Source organism: Gottfriedia sp. S16(2024), from assembly GCF_050473765.1.
Taxonomy (GTDB): Bacteria; Bacillota; Bacilli; order Bacillales; family Bacillaceae_G; genus Gottfriedia.
The window spans coordinates 4,929,073-4,945,776 of sequence record NZ_JBFLUO010000001.1 but is presented as its reverse complement, the minus strand read 5'-3'; the positions used below and the strand labels follow the sequence as shown (position 1 = coordinate 4,945,776).

Here is a 16,704-nt window from a genome sequence, read left to right as displayed (position 1 = left end):
CCTTAGACTACCCGTAATCGTAAGGTCATCTAATACCCCTTTTTGTTAAGGGGTATTTTTTTATATTTATATTTATATTTCTTAATCGATATCGCAATTGAAATTTTAAATCGTCCTATCCTATGAATAGTTTGCAAAATAGCCGTAGTAATAAAATAGCAGAAAAACAAATGGAAAAGACTATTTTTAGTTCTTTATTTTTTATGCATTGGTAAGTACTAAGCAAAGTCTTTTTAATCAGAACTATAATGAACTAGATAATTAATACATAAAACAAAACTATTTATTTGAGATACATAATATAGTTATTTTTTTGATTTACTGAACTTTGAAGAGGTGTCATAGATTTTTCATAATTATTTTAATAGATTCCTACCTAATTTATTTACTTACAAAATGTAAGATATAAAAATTTGGAGGGATCGAACTTATGGCAACAAATTACAAGTATTCAAAAGAACTAATGATAATGGGAAGACCAACACTTCATGTAATCAAAACTAAAATTAGTAATATTTGCACAGAGACAATCTGTAAACCACTTACAGACACATCTTATTATGGAATAAACGGAGGTTTTTTTGAGAGTAGTAATTATAATAATATACCTATAGGTTCTCGGTCAATTTGTGTAGATATAGCTGAGAACAATGTTAATTTAAATGTAAAAGGGAAAAAGTTTGCTAAAAATTATAATTACAACGGCACTTCTTCTAAATTAATTTCTAGGAAAACAGCGGTGATTTATACTTCAGGCGGAAAGAAAAAAATGGCTTATATGTATGCAAAACAAAGAAAAGATATTAGTTCAAAATATCCCACATATACTCAAATAATTGGAGGAACTGATTATTCTTCAGATTCATGGGGAGGGGGAGCATATAAGTTACCTATTAATCGAACTGTATTAGCCTGGGATAATACCTATGTATATTTAATTGTTACTGAAATTCCACAAAGCATTCCAAGCTTAAAAAATTATATTAAAGCTTTAGGTTTAAATTCAACTAACTCAATTGTACTAGATGGGTCAGGCTCTACATCTATGCAATGTAAAGAATATACCAAAAAAGGTAAAGAAAGATATATTTTTAATATAATACGTTTAATTAATAAAAATTAAAATTATTTAGATTTAAGATGGAATAAATTACTTATTTTCCAATTTCTGTACTTTTTCTTCTCTAAAAAAGACATTATAATTGCACCCAACAAAGGAATAAATAAATATGGATTAATCAAATAATGATATTCTGTTTTAATAATTAGATTTTGAAATTCGAATGGAAAGAAAAATATAGAAAATATCGAAATTGTACCAAATATTAATATATCAAACAAAAACCTCATCTTTTCAATAAACCTATTAATTATTAATTTAACAATATAAGATGCTAAATGTACCAAAAAAGTATATGGGAATAATATACAAGTTAAGTAGAATGGAAAAAAAATTAGGCTCTCGAAAGCGGTTAGCCTTATTGTTTCCGGCTGATTTGGCTCAAGTTGGATTAAAATTGAAAAAGGAATAGCCATTGATATTGAAGTTAATAGTAAATAAACAAGAGTAGAGGATATATATTTTATTTTGTTGTTTTCCATATATTTTTCATACCTTTCATTTACAGTTGGTAGAAATCATCCTAGAAATAGGACTTACCTCAGCCATTTTATTAGGATTTATTATAGTTCACGATTAACTTTTATATAACTCTTCAATAAAAGAGGCGATTTTAATTCATCGTTTTTTTTATTTCTTATACTATAATTCTTTTACTAAATCTACAATCTGGTCGTAATTTAACTTGTTTTTAAAATCATCTCTTTCAATACATAAACTATTACAAGCGAAAAAAAGATGCTCTAACCAATCAGCGTCATTACATTGTAGAGCATTTTCAATTTCTACTTTAATATAAGGGGCGCTTACTTCTTTACCAATTTCTCTAAAAATTTCTATCGATTCTAATGCACCTGGCCAATTACGATCTTGTAATAAATTAGCTAATTTTGGTAAGGCCATTTTATTATTTGGGTAACCGATTTTTTTAATTAATAACACACCATTTAACCAACAGGATTTACCATACTTAGGTATTAATAAATGTGTCTTGTCGGGGTTAATTTGATATAAAATTTCAAATGAATCTTCTTGAATATCTTTTGGAAGTAACCAATTTAAATTATATACATGATACATTATCTCTTCGTTTTCTAATTCAATATAGTTTGTCATTTAATCACCTCAATAGCTTTAATATTTTAGTGAATTTATGTGGTTTTGCATTTGCATGTTCTTTCGATTCTATCTAACCGAATTTGAGGTAATATCACAATTTAAATTTAACATGAATATCGAAGGGATAATTCAGATAGTTGTGTCAAAGTGATAAACTATAGAGTATTTTCATAGAATTGTCATATTTTTCTTTTCATAGATAATTGGGGTTTTACTTTTGGAAAAACGGGGATAGAAAAGTAAAAAGAAGCACTTAACAGCTACTGTTAAGTGCACAGAGAACGATACTCTATATTTTAGACTTTTTATATCAAGAAAATCGCAACAACAGTAGTAGCAACCAACCCAATCAAAACAGGCACTAAATTCCGCCTAGCCAACTCAAACGGACTAACATTACAAATAGCCGCCGCAGGAATCAACGCCCAAGGAATCAACGTCCCACCACCAACCCAAATCGCCGCAATTTGCCCCATAGCAGTCAAAGTTGCAATCCCATGACCGATCGCCGTAGCAAATAACGATGCAACGGAACCTGCAAGAGAAATCCCAGAGAATCCAGATCCATCCAACCCAGTAATTGCCCCAACCGTAGTCAATGTCACTCCCGCAACTCCAGGGTTTACTGGTACTGCATGCGCCAAAGCAAAACCTAAATCATTCACAATTCCATTCGACCCTTTTGGCAAGTAATCCCCTATAATCGCCGTAAATCCACTATCCCCAAGATAGAAGAAAGCAGCAATTGGAATAACTGGGCCAAACACTTTAAACCCAAATTTAAATCCATGAATTAAATAATTTGTTACTTCTTCAAAGCCTTTATTCTTATGTCCAAACATGGATAGGATCGAAAGGATTATTAGTGAAGTACCCCCGATTAATGCTGTTGCATCTCCACCTTGTAAATTGAAATGAACCATTGCCCAAATATCTACTGCGAAAAAAATGAAAACGAGAGCGGCCATCCATTTTTGTTGCGTAGAAGAAAGTAAATACTCCTCAGCTTTCGTATCTTCTGCAGGTATTTCTACTGTTAAAAGTCCTCTTTTCATATCACGTTTTAAGAAGTAAAAAGCAACCACAGTTGTCACAACACCCATTACGATCACAAGTGGAATACTAGCGTGTATAACATCTGAAACTGGAATGCCAGCTGCATCAGCTGTAAGTTTCGGGGCACCTTGAATTACATAATCACTTGAAAGAGCAATACCATGACCAAATAAATTCATTGCCATCGCAACACCTAAAGCAGGTAACCCAACTCTTAAAGCAACTGGAAGTAAAACCGCACCTATTAAAGCTACTGCAGGAGATGGCCAGAAAAACCAAGAGACAACCATCATCACAATACCAATCGTCCAATAAGCAAGTGTGGCGTTTCTCATCACCTTTGTAAATGGACTGATGAGTGCCTGATGCACTCCACTATCAGTTAAAGCTTTACTCATAGAAACGATAATCGAGATTACTAATATAGTAGAAAGTAATTCAGTTATGGCGTATATAAAACTTGAAAACAAGATGCTGACTGAACTAGATAGTGACTCAGTTGCTACTAGGCCAAGAAGGAAAATGCCTGCGAGGCAGACTAAGCTAGTGTCACGTCTAAGAATTAAAAATAAAATAATTAAACCTATAAATGCTACATAAAGCCAATGTATGGCTGTTAAATCGACATGCATGAGAATAGCCTCCTTTCGATACATATATTGGATAACAATATATGCATTCGCCTAGATTAGGGTGATTGGAAAGATTTGTAACATTTACTTATGAAAATTGTACTAAATTGTCGAAATAAAATTACTTAATGACGGAATAATCAGAATTATGTATAATGTTAATAAAATAGAAATGGTTTCCGCATTGTGGAAAAAAGTGTTGTTAATTACTCGATGGGAGGGTTGAAACAATATGATTCAGATCAAAAGTGTAAGTAAATCATTTGGGCCTTTACAAGTATTAAAAGGAATTGATTTAACGATTAAAGAAAAAGAAGTGGTTGTTTTATTAGGAGCAAGCGGATCGGGAAAGAGTACCCTTTTGAGATGTTTAAACTTCTTAGAGATTAATGATAAGGGAGAAATTTATTTTGAAGGTGTGTTGGTTCAACCTGGCAAAACAGATTTGAATAAAATACGGTCGGAGGTTGGTATGGTTTTTCAACACTTCAATCTCTTTCCGCATAAAACTGTTTTAGAAAATATAATTGAAGCTCCTATTTATGTTAGAGGAATGAAAAAGAGTGAAGCAAAAGAGATTGCTTATGTTTTGTTGGAGAAGGTTGGGCTGACAGATAAGGCTGATGAATATCCAGAAATGTTATCAGGGGGACAAAAACAAAGGGTTGCGATTGCACGTGCACTTGCTATGAACCCGAGGGTGATGCTGTTTGATGAGCCTACCTCAGCCTTGGATCCTGAACTGGTTGGAGAGGTTCTTCAGGTTATGAAACAGTTAGCAAGTGAAGGAATGACAATGGTTGTCGTCACTCACGAAATGGGTTTTGCTCGAGGTGTAGCGGATCGAGTTTTATTCATGGAGGAAGGTTTAATTTTAGAGGAGGGTACACCTAAACAGTTTTTTGAAAATCCACAAAATGAAAGAACAAAACAATTTCTTAATAGTATTTTATAATTTTAAAAAATAATGGAGGTATGTGTAATGAAAAAGAATTGGCATGGTGTTTTATTATCTTCAGTGATAGCAGGGGCAATGTTTCTAAGTGGATGTGGGGCAGATAAAACCAGTAATCAAGCGAGTTCAAAAGAATTTCATTATGCGATGAGTGGTTTATATAAACCATTTAATTTTAAAGAAGATGGCAAGCTTACTGGATTTGATGTTGAAATTGGTAAAGCACTTTCAGATAAAATGGGAATGAAAGCTGTACCAGTAACAAACCCATGGGAAACAATTGTACAAGGATTAATATCAAATAAGTATGATGCAATTTTGGGGAGTATGACGATCACTGATGAACGATTAAAAGTGGTTGATTTCAGTAATCCATATTATATTTCAGGTTCTCAGATTTTTGTTGCTGATAAAAATCAGAAAATCAAATCTGCTGAGGATTTAAAAGGAAAGAAAATTGGCGTTGTAAAAGCAAGTCCATATAAAGATTTAGCGATTAAATATACTGGTAAAGAAAATGTAGTTGATTACGATAGTGATCTAACGGCTATTATGGATATTCCAACTGGTAGACTAGATGCTGTCATTACGGATCAAATGGTTGGCTTTAGAGTCATTAAAGAAGGAAAGGCTAAGATTAAAGATGTTGGCACTCCACTAACTCACGATAATCAAGCAATTGCTGTAAGGAAAGATGATAAAGAACTTGAGAAGAAAATTAATAAGGCTTTAGATGAAATTATTAAAGATGGAACTTATGAAAAAATTAGTCAAAAGTGGTTTGGTCGCAATATTCTTGAAGATAAATAATAATAGAATACTAGCGTAAAATAAGAGCCTATTAGGACAAGATGAGGGGTGAGGTTCATCATGCATATACTTTTAAATACATTTCATGTATTTTTAGTGGCAACTTTATTAACATTAAAATTGACAATCGTATCTACTATTTTGGGAAGTGGAATAGGACTTATTTTTGCATTTTTCAGACTCTCCCGTATTAAAGTGCTTAATTATATTGCAAATCTCTATATCACGGTCATTCGTGGGACACCGCTTATTGTTCAAATCGCAATTTTATATTTCGGACTTTCTAGTATTATTACATTTTCGCAGTTTTGGGCTGGTGCAATTGCACTAGGTGTGCATAGTGGAGCATATATTGCTGAAATCTTTCGTGGTTCAATTCAATCAATTGACAAAGGACAATTGGAAGCAGCCCGTTCTCTTGGGATGTCCCAACCTTTAGCAATGAGAAGAATCGTACTACCTCAAGCATTTAAAATTGCGATTCCTACTCTTGGTAATCAATTTATCATTGGATTAAAAGATTCTTCACTTGTAGCATATGTAGGGATGCAAGATTTATGGGGAGCAGGACTAAGTGAGGCTGCCTCTAACTTTGAACAGATGAATACATATATTGTAGTAGGTTTATATTATCTTGCGCTTGTACTAATTATTACGTTTGGAGTTAAAAAGCTTGAAGATTCTTTGGATGTGAGTCGTGGTAAAAAACGAAAAACTAGAAAAAATAAGTCTAATACATCATTAGAATCAATAAAGCTGTAAATTACTTGGAAAATCAGACGATAAACTTGTATGATAGATGTAAAAAATTACTCTCACAATTATTCATTTGCAAGTTCGAAATGAAAACAAGAAGAGCTGAGATATTCAAGTCAACGCATCTTTTAATAAACGTAACATATATTACCAGTACGTTATGAACGGGAATCCACCTAACGAGGAATATTCCCAGATTTTTGAACAGACTCCCCAAGATAAGAAGTGAAGAGTCATAGGAGTTATGATCATGGTCCAATCAATTGACCGAGCTATGCTTATTATTGATATCCTAAATTCGGATGAATCCAAAAGTAATTGGCAAATCACCGAATTAGCAGAAAAAACATCTCTATCTCTTGGTACGCTTCACCGGTTACTAAACTCTTTAATCCAACATGGACTTGTTGTCCAAATACCTGAAACCAAGCATTACAAATTAGGGTATAAATGGATGGAACTTGGCCTCCGTCAATTGGATAAACTGGATTTCAGATCAGTTGCAAGACCAGTAATGGAGCGTTTGGCGAACCATGTAGAGGAAAGTATCTATTTAAACATTGAGAGTGGTATCGATGGAATTGTAATTGATAAAATTGACAGTCCTTTAAAAATTAGAATTGCTGAAAATCTGGGTATCCGAATTCCACTACATATTGGTGCTCCCAATAAAACCATTCTTGCTTATATGAAAGAGTATGAAATTCAACAAGTACTAGATCAGCTAAATCTTTCACCTAATTCAATCTCAACTTTAAAACAGCAACTAGTTGAAATCCGGCAAAATGGATATGCAATCAGTCAAAGTGAAAAAACAGAAGATACGGCAGCTATTGCGGCACCAATTACTGGATATAACAACAAAGTACTTGCTGCTTTAAGCGTGAATGTACCAGGATTTCGTTTTACTCAGGAACGTATACCGTTCTTAATCGAAGAAGTCATAAAAGCAGCCGAAGAAATTTCAAAGAAAATAGGGAAAATATAGAAGATACCTTATAGACGCATTCCAGTAACATGGGCTGCGTTTATTTTTTTATAAACAATACTTCATCGGAAACTACCTTAAGCATCTAAATAAGATTCACCCTCTTCCAAATGATCAATTCTTCCATTTAATATTTTTTCCTATTAATAACTTGTCATAAAAGCGATATCAATAGCGTAAAATTTAAAATAAAATTTCAATATCTTTAATATAAAATTCGAAATTTTGTTTATGGTAAATAACCTATGAAACTTACTTTTTACGGTGTATTAATTGGAACAAATAAAATTGATAAGAAAGAGAGGGGATAAACGATTTTTGAAAGACTATCAATCTAGCAACATCGACTATTGTCATAATTAATTCATATCTATTTAAGGGGTTAGATTAAATCTTTTAAACTAATTGACTTATTAATTTAAAAGGAGATGTAAAGATGGCAAAGGGGATTAGCAAATATTTATTACTTGCTGAACTATTATTAGAGCATTTGGGTGGAGCGGAGAATGTTTCGTCGTCCACTCATTGTATGACAAGACTACGCGTAGCGTCGAAAGATTATTCAAAGGTAGACATAGAGGCGATTAAAAAGACAGAAGGAGTTCTAGGAGTTGTAGAAGAAGAAACGATTCAAATCATACTTGGACCTGGTGTTGTAAATAAAGTTGCAGCAGAGTTTGATAAACTGCTTGCAGCTGCTGATGATTTTGATTTGAATGAAGTAGCTTCCAAAAACAAATCAGAGATTGATAGAAAGAATGCAAAGCCTTTTAAATTGTTTTTACGTAGAATCGCAAGTATATTTATTCCGTTAATTCCAGCTCTTGTAGCTTCAGGTTTAATAACTGGTATTACAAAAGCAATTGTTCAAGCAGAATGGCTTGCTGCAGACTCAAAATTAGCTATTATTTTAACTGTTATCGGATCGGGTCTGTTTGCCTATCTTGGAATTTTAGTCGGAATAAACGCAGCAAAGGAATTTGGTGGATCACCTGCGCTTGGAGCATTGGCAGGTATTCTTGTCATTAACCCTGGAGTTGCGGTTATCTCTTTATTTGGGCACAATCTTATTCCTGGGCGTGGAGGGTTAATTGGAGTGCTGTTTGCTGCAATCTTCATTGCTTTAGTTGAAAGGCAAGTAAGAAAATTTGTACCGCAATCTTTAGATATTATTCTCACACCTACCATAGCGCTATTAATTACAGGTATCCTTACGTACCTAGTGTTTATGCCTGTTGGCGGATTTGTATCGGATACAATCACAAAAGGCTTGCTACATGTTCTTGATTTTGGTGGAGTAGTAGCTGGATTTGTGCTTGGCGCGACGTTCCTGCCTCTTGTAGTTACAGGGCTTCATCAAGGTTTAACCCCAGTTCATCTTGAATTAATCAACAAAATTGGAGATGACCCATTACTTCCAATCCTTGCAATGGGTGGAGCGGGTCAAGTAGGAGCAGCGTTTGCAATCTACTTTAAAACGAAGAAAAAAAGCTTAAAACGTGCAATCGGCGGGGGACTTCCATCAGGAATGCTTGGAATCGGTGAACCATTAATCTTTGGTGTAACGCTTCCGTTAGGACGTCCATTCTTAACTGCATGTTTAGGTGCCGGAGTTGGCGGAGCATTTCAGGCTCATTTCCATATCGCTACAATTGCAGTCGGTGTTTCAGGACTTCCATTATCATTCTTAGTTCATACGAATCAAATTTTACTATACTTAACAGGAGTTATTATCTCTTATGTAGCTGGCTTTATTTTTACTTACTTATTTGGATTTAAAGATGAGATGGCTGCTGAATTCAAGTAATTTAAGCTAACATGTTAGTAGGAGAACTAACGGTACTATAGATGATTTGAAAAAGAATGGGCTGCTGATTTAGCAGCCCTATTTGTCATAAAAGACGAGAAAAAAGTGAAGAATGTTAGCTACAGCTATAATTAAAAATTTGAGTTTATCAAAATCTATATCAGTTACCCGATAAGTAAAGGAGGGGAGAGATTGAAAAGAGTATATTTGCTGATTATGATTCTAGTACTTACCCTTTGTGCATGGCCTATCGAAAAAGATGTTTCTGCAAATAAGAAAAAGAATAAAGTAACTCCTGGAATTGAAGTCCTTTTAGCTGATCAGAAAGAACTTTTAATAGGGAAGAAAGTCGGCTTAATTACCAATCCAACGGGTATTGACTCAAAACTAAACAGCATTGTTGATTTGTTGTACGAGGACCCTGCTATCGAACTAACAGCTTTATTCGGGCCTGAGCATGGCGTTCGCGGTAATGCCCAGGCTGGAAGTTATGTCGAATCGTATATTGACGATAAAACAGGACTACCTGTTTACAGTCTTTATGGAAAAACAAATAAACCAACAGCTGAGATGCTTAAAAATGTAGACTTACTTCTCTTTGATATACAGGACGTAGGTACTCGCCTCTACACATATATCTACACTATGGCTTATGCAATAGAAGCGGCTAAAGAAAATAACATTCCAATTGTAGTACTTGATCGTCCGAATCCACTAGGTGGACTTTCAGTTGATGGTCCTGTTCTCGAATCTGACTCCTCATCCTTTATTGGGATGTACCCAATTCCAGCGAAGCATGGAATGACAGTTGGAGAACTCGCTACTTTCTTCAATAAAGAATATAAAATTGGAGCAGATTTAAAAGTCGTCAAAATGAAAGGCTGGAAACGTTTCATGGATTACGACGATACAGGATTACCTTTTGTTTTACCATCACCTAATATGCCGACAGTTTCAACAACATTTATTTATCCAGCAACAGGTCTAATAGAAGGCACAAATGTGTCAGAAGGACGCGGAACAACCAAGCCGTTTGAAATAATTGGCGCACCATATATTAATGGAACAGACCTTGCAGCTAAGCTAAACGCATTAATACTTCCGGGTGTGAAATTCAGAGCGGCTTCATTTATACCAACATTCTCGAAACATACGGGAATACTAAGCCATGGTGTTGAAATCTTTGTCACTGATCGTGATAAATTTGAAGCGGCCTCAACAGGACTTCATATCATTAAAACAATTCATGACATGTACCCGAATGACTTCGAATTTCTATCAAACAACTTCTTTGATAAATCAATCGGAAACGACTGGATTAGACCAATGATTAATGAAGGAGCTTCCGTTACAGACATCATGAATAAATACCAAAGCGAACTGGATCAATTTAAAAAGATTCGAAAAAAGTATTTGATATATAAGTGATTTCCTAAAAAAGGATGAGATTAATTGATTTCATGCTTTTTTTGTTGCCATCTACTTGTAAAAATTTATTTTTCTAAAATTACCGAATAAACTGAAAAAAATATTGACGTGCCGATATTATGATGATAGTATTTTTCTTCCAGTCAAAAAATGTTAGGAGGCGAAAAAATTGATTACAGTAGATGGTTTAAGTAAATCCTTCAAGGTTGCGAAACGTTCATCTGGATTGAAGCAGGCAGTGAAGGGGCTTTTTTATCGTGAGCATACGATTGTTGAAGCGTTGAATGATATTTCTTTCTCTATTGAACCGGGGGAAATCGTAGGTTATATTGGTCCGAATGGCGCAGGGAAGTCAACGACGATAAAAATCATGAGCGGAATATTGGTTCCAGATCGAGGGACGTGTAACATAATGGGATACACTCCATGGAAGGAAAGAGCTTCCTATGTTAAACATATTGGCGTTGTTTTTGGGCAACGATCTCAATTGTGGTGGGATGTACCCGTCATAGACTCGTTTGAGCTTCTCCGTGATATTTATAAAATTCCTCAAAACGAATATCAAGAAAATCTTGATCTACTGATTGAAACACTCGATTTAAAAAGTCTTATACACTCACCTGTACGACAATTAAGCTTAGGACAAAGGATGCGTTGTGAAATCGCAGCATCATTGATACATAGTCCTAAAATTTTATTTTTGGATGAACCGACAATTGGGCTAGATGCCGTTTCAAAAATTGCCGTACGCGAGTTCATTAAAAGGATAAATAAAGAAAAGGGCGTTACCGTTATCCTTACAACACACGACATGAATGATATTGAAGCTTTAGCTGATCGGGTAATCTTAATTGGTAAAGGAAGTCTATTATTCGATGGTAACTTGACTGAATTACGAAAACATTTTGGGACACATAAAACAATTACGGTAGATTATAAGGAGGACCAAAATCCATTTAAAATTCCTGGAACTACAATGATTTCATGGTCTCCTGAAAGGGCAATTTTAAGTTTAGATATTGAACAAGTTAAAATATCTGACGTGATTTCCAGTTTATCCAGTAAGGTTGATCTACTTGACGTGACAATTGAGGCACAACCGATTGAAGAAATTATCGTAGATTTATATAAGGAGTTTCAAATATGAAGCCATACGTATCCGTACTAAAACTACGATTATTGAACGGAATGCAATATCGTTCGGCAGCATTGGCGGGGGTAGCAACACAGTTTTTCTGGGGATTTATGTACATCATGATCTTTGAAGCTTTTTATAGTCAAACAGTACAATCTCAACCACTCTCCTTAAAAGAAATCATTACATACTTATGGTTACAACAATCCTTTTTAGCTTTCATTATGCTGTGGTTTCGTGATAATGAGCTTTTTGATCTAATTACAACTGGGAATATCGCATATGAGCTTTGTAGACCATGCGAAATATACGGATTTTGGTATTCAAAACTTTTAGCCCAACGCTTGTCGAGTGCAATTCTACGGTGTTTCCCGATCCTACTTGTTGCATTCTTATTACCTCAACCTTATAAAATGACGTTACCACCAAGTGTTTTAACCTTTGTGTTATTTTTGTTTGCCCTTATTTTTGGCTTACTTCTTCTTGTTTCGATTTCTATGTTCATTTATATTTCAGTATTTGTGACAATGTCTCCTATCGGCTCCTTGCTACTGTTTGGGGTAATTGGTGAATTTTTTTCTGGATTAACAATTCCAATTCCATTAATGCCAACGTGGCTTCAAACTTTAGCTAATTTCCTACCGTTTAGATGGACAGCTGATTTTCCGTTTCGAGTGTACTCTGGTAATATACCACAAAATGATGCTTTAATCGGTATCGTTGTACAAATTGTTTGGCTATGTTTACTTGTTTGGCTAGGAAGAATCGCCTTTAATAAAGCCTTACGAAGAGTCGTGGTCCAAGGAGGTTGACCAAATATGAGACTATATTTTAAATATCTACTTATTCTCTTTAAATCACAAATGGAATACCGCACATCTTTTTGGCTACTAACAATTGGTCAGTTTTTAATCCCTTTCTCAATGTTTGCTGGTCTATACTTTTTATTTGAACGGTTTGGACAAATAAAAGGATGGACTTTTTATGAGGTTGCGCTTTGTTTTGCGATTATCCATATGGCCTTTGCATTAAGTGAATGTTTTGCCCGTGGATTTGATAATTTCTCTAGCCTAGTAGCTAGCGGTAGCTTTGATCGAGTGCTTGTTCGTCCAAGAAGTACAATTGTTCAGGTTATGGGTTCTAAATTCGAGTTTACTAGAATTGGTAGATTGCTTCAGAGTTTAATTGTTTTGATTTGGGCATTAAATAATCTCTCCATTGAATGGAGCATAATGAAAGTTGTAACTGTTATTTTGATGATCATCAGCGGGGTCTTTATTTTTACCGGAATCTTTATCCTTGCTGCTACGATGTGCTTTTGGACAATACAAGGTCTCGAAGTGGTTAATATTTTTACAGACGGTGGAAGAGAGATGGCGCAATATCCATTAAATATTTATCAGAAATGGATAACAAAGTTTTTTACATTTGTTATTCCTTTTGGATGCGTGAATTACTTACCTTTAATGTATTTGTTAGATAAAACGGAGGGAAATGCATATTTATATATGTTAGCTCCAGTTGCAGGAATCATTTTTATCATACCTTGTTTAGTAGTATGGGAAATTGGTGTGAGACATTATAGATCGACAGGTTCGTAAAGATTGAGGACGCAATCCAGTTATGGGGATTGCGTTTTTTAATGGAAGAAATAATGTAAGTAATCTAGTATAACCTTTTAAAAGTAAACACAAGATGTTTAAAAAGTTCCCATTATCTCCTTACTTTTGCATAAATCTTTACTTCTTCTTTGTTAAAATATAAAAAAATCATAAAGAAAGGAGGAGCATTATGGGATTAAACCGAAAAAATAAAAGAAAATCCACTCAGCCACACACAAAAGTAATAGATTTTGGAATGGGTAAGACTTTAGCTAAAATTGAAAAAGTAATTCGAATTTTAGAAAAGAAATAGAATTATGATTAATTAGATAGGCTGTCTAATGCACTGTGCGAATAATAAGATATAATTGAATAAAAAGGAAATTAGAAAACAATGAAAAAACAAATTAAAGTAGTCGGAGCAGTCATTCGAAACGATCAAAACCAAATACTATGTGCCTTACGTTCACCAGAAATGAGCATGCCAAACAGCTGGGAATTTCCTGGTGGAAAAATCGAGAAGGATGAGAAACCTAAAGAGGCGTTGGTTCGTGAAATACATGAAGAATTAGGCTGTGAAATATCTATAGCCGAATTAGTTGAGAATGTCATTCATGAGTATCCAAATATAATTGTAAATTTGATAACTTACGAAGCCAAGATTATAAGCGGTACGCCAGTAGCTAATGAGCATGCGAAGATCGAATGGAAAGAAATTTCTGAGTTAAAAAAACTTGAATGGGCTCCAGCTGACCTTCCTACAGTTGAAAAATTGATTATATAAAATATCAATTACCATTATATAAGTCATTGCTGATCGATTAACGATAAAACTAAGTAATATAGAATGATGTCGAACAAATGATAAAAGAAATATCTCGATGTGAATTTGAATTTTTTTCCATATCCCATATAATAATAAATAAGCAACTAAAGTGTACATACTAGATGAGTTAAGGAAAATTCTTGTAAAACATAGGAGGAAAATATGGGAAGATTAGTTCATTTCGAAATTCACGTTGATAACATGGAACGTGCAAAGAAGTTTTATGGAGAGGTATTTGGTTGGACGTTTCAAGATTGGAGTGAATATGCAGGGATGCCATACTTTGGCGCAGTGACAGGCAATGAGGACGAAATGGGAATTAACGGTGCCTTAATGCAGCGCCAAAGTGCTCCTCCTGAAGCAAACCAACCATTAAATGGATATGCATGTACCATGGGAGTAGAAAATTACGACGTTACGGAAGCTAAAATTGTTGAAAATGGTGGCAAAGTAGCAATGCCTAAATATGCACTTCCTGGAATGGCATGGCAAGGATACTTCATTGACACTGAAGGTAATATTTTTGGAATTCATCAACCTGATGCTAATGCAAAGTAATTTTTTTTGGGTGTTGGATAATTCAAAAGTTTGATTTGAACTATAATTTATATAACTTACAGCAACAAAAGTCAACTGTCGGCAGTTGACTTTTTATTTTTTAATTCTTAAATTTTGGTAACAATTGGGAATAATAAATAGCAGATTCTATTAAAATTGTTCAAACACAAAATTGCCATATTCCCCTTCTTATTTAGGATATTTTTCATGGTATTCTTAAATTTAAATTGCATTGCTTCATATTAATAACAAGTAAGAAAAGGATAATCCGATGAAAAAATTAATTTTTATTACGGTGTTAATCGTCATTCTTATTTCAAGTGTGTATTTATTCTCAAAAACCAACACATTCAAAAATTACACTAACAATATAAGTGATTTACTCAAATTAAAAAAAGAAAATGATCATCTAAAAGAAAAAATGAGCAATGAAACATCTTTAAAAGCAAATATAACTGAATTTAATATTGAAAATAAAGAATTAAAAATGCTAAAAGAAAGACTAAATAAAGAAAGTCAAAGTTACAAACCTGATGTAGCGATCGTCACAAAAAGAGATTTTGATACTTGGAACAGCTTTGTTGAAATTAATAAAGGTTCTAAAAATGGTGTGAAAATAAATACTAATGTAATAACATCTCAAGGCCTAGTAGGTAAAGTAATCGGAGTCTCAGAGAATAGTTCAATAGTAGAATTATTAAGTGCGGTGAAATATAACTCATATATTTCAGTCCAACCAAAAAATAATCATCAATTACAAGGTCTAATTAAAGGAGCAGATGAGAAAACTGGCAATTTAAAAATGACTCTTTTCAATGTAAATGATAAATTAAAGACTGATGAAATTATTGTTACCTCTGGTTTAGGTGGAATCTATTTACCTGGTATTGAAATAGGTAAAGTAAAAGAAGTTAAAATTGATAATTTAGGTCTAAATCAAACAGCGTATATTGAACCTTTATTTGATTTAAACGACATAGAGTACGTAATTTTATTATTAAGTAAAAAATAAAAAGGAAGAACAATAGAAAAAGAGAACAATGTTAGAGTTGTTCTCTTTTTTGCATAAATAATTCCAGTACATAAAAGTAGGTGTATGTTAATGTTACAATTCCAGGAAAGGATTCAAAAATATGAATATAAGCTAAACGATACGGATGATCAAATAGTCGAGTTCATCCTTAATAACAAAGAGGAAGTTATTAGCTTTTCAATTCAATATTTAGCTGCTCAGCTTTTTACGGTTCCGAATACGATTACGAGATTATCCAAAAAATTAGGTTTTGATGGATATTCTCAGATGAAGAATAGTTTAAAAGAGGAAATAATTCAGCAAGATAATTTTTCAGAGGAAGATAGTCCCACATACAACATTCATAAAACAATTGGACTAATTGACCAAAAAACGCTTTCTCTTACGACAAAAATGATTCAGGAAGCACGTAGGGTACTCTTCTTTGGTGTAGGGGATACTGCGCCATTTTGTGAGATGATGATAAAAAATTTGAAAGTAGTCGGTAAACAGGCGGAGTATTATATTCATCGACACGATGTCTTATATGAGCTTTCTAAATTTGATTCTAAAGAGAATAATCTACTTTTTTTAATTTCATTATCTGGAGAAACAGCTCAAGTATTAGATGTTGCGGAATTAGCAAAGTTTAAGGGAATAAAGTTAATATCGCTTACTCATTTTAGTAAAAATCCTTTACAACAAATTGCTGACGTTAACTTGTATTGTTATTCTCCTAATAAAAAAATGAATGAATACAATGTAACGGATAAAACACCTTTATTGTTCGTTATTAGATCCTTATCAGAGTATTACTGGAAAACATTAAAATGATGTGTATAAATACACACTAAAAATAAAAATTTACTAAAAACTGTGTAAAAATAAGAAGTTTCCGGCT

Annotated in this window: 17 protein-coding genes; 15 read left to right on the top strand and 2 right to left on the bottom strand. The window is 33.6% G+C overall.

Annotation, left to right across the window (positions count from 1 at the left end; translation table 11 throughout):
• Window positions 1-430: 430 nt before the first annotated feature.
• On the top strand, window positions 431-1,123 hold the full coding sequence (locus AB1282_RS23900) for a hypothetical protein (protein ID WP_429900761.1): 693 nt from the start codon (window positions 431-433) through the stop codon (window positions 1,121-1,123).
• A 639-nt stretch (window positions 1,124-1,762) separates the two neighbouring features.
• Here the strand turns inward: AB1282_RS23900 and AB1282_RS23895 are convergent.
• Complete coding sequence (locus AB1282_RS23895; RefSeq protein WP_429900759.1) at window positions 1,763-2,236, bottom strand: hypothetical protein; 474 nt, start codon at window positions 2,234-2,236, stop codon at window positions 1,763-1,765.
• A 308-nt stretch (window positions 2,237-2,544) separates the two neighbouring features.
• Complete coding sequence (locus AB1282_RS23890; RefSeq protein ID WP_429900757.1) at window positions 2,545-3,927, bottom strand: hypothetical protein; 1,383 nt, start codon at window positions 3,925-3,927, stop codon at window positions 2,545-2,547.
• Window positions 3,928-4,159: 232 nt separating this feature from the next.
• On the opposite strand from AB1282_RS23890, the gene AB1282_RS23885 reads away from it, so the two are divergent.
• The 14 genes from AB1282_RS23885 (at window position 4,160) to AB1282_RS23820 (ending at window position 16,637) form a co-directional block, all read left to right on the top strand.
• Window positions 4,160-4,882, top strand: coding sequence for an amino acid ABC transporter ATP-binding protein (locus tag AB1282_RS23885; protein WP_429900755.1), 723 nt, complete (start codon window positions 4,160-4,162; stop codon window positions 4,880-4,882).
• A gap of 78 nt (window positions 4,883-4,960) precedes the next feature.
• Complete coding sequence (locus AB1282_RS23880) at window positions 4,961-5,692, top strand: ABC transporter substrate-binding protein (RefSeq protein WP_429901220.1); 732 nt, start codon at window positions 4,961-4,963, stop codon at window positions 5,690-5,692.
• Between the two features lie 60 nt (window positions 5,693-5,752).
• Window positions 5,753-6,454, top strand: a complete 702-nt coding sequence (locus tag AB1282_RS23875; protein ID WP_056475896.1) for an amino acid ABC transporter permease — start codon at window positions 5,753-5,755, stop codon at window positions 6,452-6,454.
• 244 nt (window positions 6,455-6,698) lie between these two features.
• On the top strand, window positions 6,699-7,436 hold the full coding sequence (locus AB1282_RS23870; RefSeq protein WP_429900753.1) for an IclR family transcriptional regulator: 738 nt from the start codon (window positions 6,699-6,701) through the stop codon (window positions 7,434-7,436).
• Window positions 7,437-7,872: 436 nt separating this feature from the next.
• Entirely contained in the window at window positions 7,873-9,243 is a 1,371-nt protein-coding gene (locus AB1282_RS23865; protein ID WP_429900751.1) for a PTS transporter subunit EIIC, read from the top strand.
• Window positions 9,244-9,459: 216 nt separating this feature from the next.
• A complete protein-coding gene (locus tag AB1282_RS23860) occupies window positions 9,460-10,671 on the top strand; it encodes an exo-beta-N-acetylmuramidase NamZ family protein (protein WP_429901218.1) in 1,212 nt (403 codons plus the stop codon).
• Window positions 10,672-10,840: 169 nt separating this feature from the next.
• Window positions 10,841-11,818, top strand: coding sequence for an ABC transporter ATP-binding protein (locus AB1282_RS23855; protein ID WP_429900749.1), 978 nt, complete (start codon window positions 10,841-10,843; stop codon window positions 11,816-11,818).
• Complete coding sequence (locus AB1282_RS23850) at window positions 11,815-12,618, top strand: ABC transporter permease (RefSeq protein ID WP_429900747.1); 804 nt, start codon at window positions 11,815-11,817, stop codon at window positions 12,616-12,618. Before AB1282_RS23855 ends, AB1282_RS23850 begins: the two co-directional genes overlap by 4 nt.
• 6 nt (window positions 12,619-12,624) lie before the next feature.
• A complete protein-coding gene (locus AB1282_RS23845; protein WP_429900745.1) occupies window positions 12,625-13,407 on the top strand; it encodes an ABC transporter permease in 783 nt (260 codons plus the stop codon).
• Window positions 13,408-13,597: 190 nt separating this feature from the next.
• Entirely contained in the window at window positions 13,598-13,720 is a 123-nt protein-coding gene (locus AB1282_RS23840; protein WP_429900743.1) for a hypothetical protein, read from the top strand.
• 81 nt (window positions 13,721-13,801) lie between these two features.
• Window positions 13,802-14,191, top strand: a complete 390-nt coding sequence (gene mutT / locus AB1282_RS23835) for an 8-oxo-dGTP diphosphatase MutT (RefSeq protein WP_429900741.1) — start codon at window positions 13,802-13,804, stop codon at window positions 14,189-14,191.
• A gap of 204 nt (window positions 14,192-14,395) precedes the next feature.
• On the top strand, window positions 14,396-14,791 hold the full coding sequence (locus tag AB1282_RS23830; RefSeq protein WP_335474115.1) for a VOC family protein: 396 nt from the start codon (window positions 14,396-14,398) through the stop codon (window positions 14,789-14,791).
• A gap of 271 nt (window positions 14,792-15,062) precedes the next feature.
• The gene (gene mreC / locus AB1282_RS23825) at window positions 15,063-15,803 is read left to right on the top strand and encodes a rod shape-determining protein MreC (RefSeq protein WP_429900739.1); all 741 of its coding nucleotides are present in this window, start codon (window positions 15,063-15,065) and stop codon (window positions 15,801-15,803) included.
• 90 nt (window positions 15,804-15,893) lie between these two features.
• On the top strand, window positions 15,894-16,637 hold the full coding sequence (locus tag AB1282_RS23820; protein ID WP_429900737.1) for a MurR/RpiR family transcriptional regulator: 744 nt from the start codon (window positions 15,894-15,896) through the stop codon (window positions 16,635-16,637).
• Window positions 16,638-16,704: the final 67 nt, after the last annotated feature.

Coding starts and splice junctions, on each gene's coding strand:
- AB1282_RS23900 (WP_429900761.1), top strand. CDS start 431: ATGGCAACAAATTACAAGTATTCAAAAGAACTAATGATAATGGGAAGA.
- AB1282_RS23895 (WP_429900759.1), bottom strand. CDS start 2,236: ATGACAAACTATATTGAATTAGAAAACGAAGAGATAATGTATCATGTA.
- AB1282_RS23890 (WP_429900757.1), bottom strand. CDS start 3,927: ATGCATGTCGATTTAACAGCCATACATTGGCTTTATGTAGCATTTATA.
- AB1282_RS23885 (WP_429900755.1), top strand. CDS start 4,160: ATGATTCAGATCAAAAGTGTAAGTAAATCATTTGGGCCTTTACAAGTA.
- AB1282_RS23880 (WP_429901220.1), top strand. CDS start 4,961: ATGTTTCTAAGTGGATGTGGGGCAGATAAAACCAGTAATCAAGCGAGT.
- AB1282_RS23875 (WP_056475896.1), top strand. CDS start 5,753: ATGCATATACTTTTAAATACATTTCATGTATTTTTAGTGGCAACTTTA.
- AB1282_RS23870 (WP_429900753.1), top strand. CDS start 6,699: ATGGTCCAATCAATTGACCGAGCTATGCTTATTATTGATATCCTAAAT.
- AB1282_RS23865 (WP_429900751.1), top strand. CDS start 7,873: ATGGCAAAGGGGATTAGCAAATATTTATTACTTGCTGAACTATTATTA.
- AB1282_RS23860 (WP_429901218.1), top strand. CDS start 9,460: ATGATTCTAGTACTTACCCTTTGTGCATGGCCTATCGAAAAAGATGTT.
- AB1282_RS23850 (WP_429900747.1), top strand. CDS start 11,815: ATGAAGCCATACGTATCCGTACTAAAACTACGATTATTGAACGGAATG.
- AB1282_RS23845 (WP_429900745.1), top strand. CDS start 12,625: ATGAGACTATATTTTAAATATCTACTTATTCTCTTTAAATCACAAATG.
- AB1282_RS23840 (WP_429900743.1), top strand. CDS start 13,598: ATGGGATTAAACCGAAAAAATAAAAGAAAATCCACTCAGCCACACACA.
- mutT (WP_429900741.1), top strand. CDS start 13,802: ATGAAAAAACAAATTAAAGTAGTCGGAGCAGTCATTCGAAACGATCAA.
- AB1282_RS23830 (WP_335474115.1), top strand. CDS start 14,396: ATGGGAAGATTAGTTCATTTCGAAATTCACGTTGATAACATGGAACGT.
- mreC (WP_429900739.1), top strand. CDS start 15,063: ATGAAAAAATTAATTTTTATTACGGTGTTAATCGTCATTCTTATTTCA.
- AB1282_RS23820 (WP_429900737.1), top strand. CDS start 15,894: ATGTTACAATTCCAGGAAAGGATTCAAAAATATGAATATAAGCTAAAC.